This window comes from Flagellimonas amphidinii, from assembly GCF_013090115.1.
In the GTDB taxonomy this organism is placed as follows: Bacteria; Bacteroidota; Bacteroidia; order Flavobacteriales; family Flavobacteriaceae; genus Flagellimonas; species Flagellimonas amphidinii.
This window is the reverse complement of record NZ_JABFNN010000029.1, coordinates 1-2,057: the sequence shown is the minus strand read 5'-3', so window position 1 is coordinate 2,057 and position 2,057 is coordinate 1. Positions and strand designations below refer to the sequence as shown.

The window sequence follows — 2,057 nt, the reverse complement described above, 5'->3', positions numbered from 1 at the left end:
GCGCCGCTTAAGGAAACAAGCACTTTTCCCAACTAGCGGCTATAGCGAATCAGCGTCTAATGGCTTCCCCGTAGCTCCTGCGAGCAAGCTCGCAACGCTACTCGCCATAGCCGCGTGGCCATTGTAAAACATTAGAACAATGAATAAACTTTTATCTTTATTAGCATCAGTATTTCTCTTTTCGTGTGGTTCAATTAAAGAAGACTCAATAAATCACAAAAATCAATACGTTGGCAGGTATTTAATGAAGCCTGATTTTGTGGTAGAGATTTATAAAACCGATAGCGTCTATAAAATATTACCAAGCTTTTGGAAAGCAGCGAGAACGATTGATTCGGTCAACGTTAACGAATTCACATATCGCGATAATACCAGAATCCTATTTGAAAGAGATAGTACAGATAAAATTGTTGCTGTAAAACTTACGGGGCATCACGAGTTGGAAGGCATAGGTAAAAAACTTGGAGACAATGATATACAACCAGTAGAATTTCTCCTCTCAGGCAGAATTGATGCAGCGATTGAGAAAATGAAGAATAATATCAATTCCCTCTCTGAAGAAAGGATAATCGGATTATCATTTAGTTTGCTAAAAAATTACCCTTCAAAAGCTGAAGATTGCCTTCGTTTTGCTTCAGCTTTCGAAACACTTTACCCAAATTCCGTTGATTTGCATCAAGTTATTGGATTGGCAAATCTCCTTGCAGAAAATCGACAAGAAGCTAAAATCGCTTTTGAAAAAGCATACGCTTTAGACAAAGAGAATAGTTTATCTTACAATGCGGTAAGGCTACTAGGGTCGTTGAATGTTGCCCAATCTCCCAAGAATGCATGGAAGCTTCCTTTTAATATCGATTCATTATTTGCGCCACCAACAAAAACTGAAATTGAAACCGTCCTAACCAGTTGGCAAAACAGAAACCTTAGCGTTAGTAATGCGGAAATTGTAAAAGAGGATACTATTACACTCGAACATGTAAAGTACCACCTAAAAATAATTAAGCACTTAATAGATGAAAAGAAACACTTTGGTGCTGTTCTTATTCCTATTGGGGCGAAATTAAGAAAATCACCAGTAATTATTGAAGCTAGAGGAGTTGACCCACTCTATTCTCCAAAAGATTTGGTGAGAACGGAAATGTATGTCATTTTAGAAAACAACAAAAACAACTGTATTATTGCTATCCCTTCGTTTCGAGGGAATACTTTAATCTGGAATAATGAGGAATTCCATTCTGAAGGGGATCCAACGAATGCTTGGGATGGTGCTACTGATGATGCCATTGCATTTTTGAACGTTGTTTTAGAGGTAATTCCAGAATCTGATCCCAATCGGATAGCTTCTTTTGGAATGAGCAGAGGTGGAACAGTTGCAATGTTGATGGGGATAAGAGACCCTAGAGTTAAAAGCGTTGTGGCCTGGGCTGGTCCTTCTGGATGGTTTGATTATATGGGAACATTTGGGTGGACAATTAAGGATCAGGTTAAATGGGGATTATGGGAAAAATGGACTCCAAATAACGGATGGGGTAGTTCAGCTCAATTTATTGAATGGTTTCTAAAACCAACAATAGAGACCGGGACTCCAGGACTATCTAGAATTCGTCAAAATATACTTGCATCTTCTCCACTTTATTTTCTTGACTCATTACCAACAGCCCAATTGCATTATGGAAAGGAGGACAGGTATGTTCCCTATAAAAATGCTTTGGTAATTAAAGAAATTCTAGACAAGAATACGGACAGAGAACATGAAATTTACATTCATGAAAATACGGGCCACGATCAACCATACCCAAAAGCTTATCTCTTGTCGAAGGAATTTTTTGAAGAAATGCTGAAGGACAAAAAATAACTAATGCCAACAAAGAACTGAGGTATAGTGCGGGATGCTACGACACCATACACGCAACGTTGGGAAAAATCCCTGCGGCCGCTCGGCCAGTACCGCAAGCGGTACACCTCTCCGAGCTATTTTTTCCAATGGCCACCCGGTACGACCGCTTATTCGCTATATTTATCCAACGTTTAACAAAACAGGCCAGCGCGCCGCTTAA

Annotated in this window: 1 protein-coding gene; it reads left to right on the top strand. The window is 39.5% G+C overall.

All coding sequences use genetic code 11. The features are described 5' to 3' along the window. The first annotated feature begins 139 nt into the window (after window positions 1-139). Window positions 140-1,855 (top strand): alpha/beta hydrolase, encoded by a 1,716-nt coding sequence (locus HJC33_RS06570; RefSeq protein ID WP_171658014.1) that lies wholly within the window; start codon window positions 140-142, stop codon window positions 1,853-1,855. Window positions 1,856-2,057 lie beyond the last annotated feature (202 nt).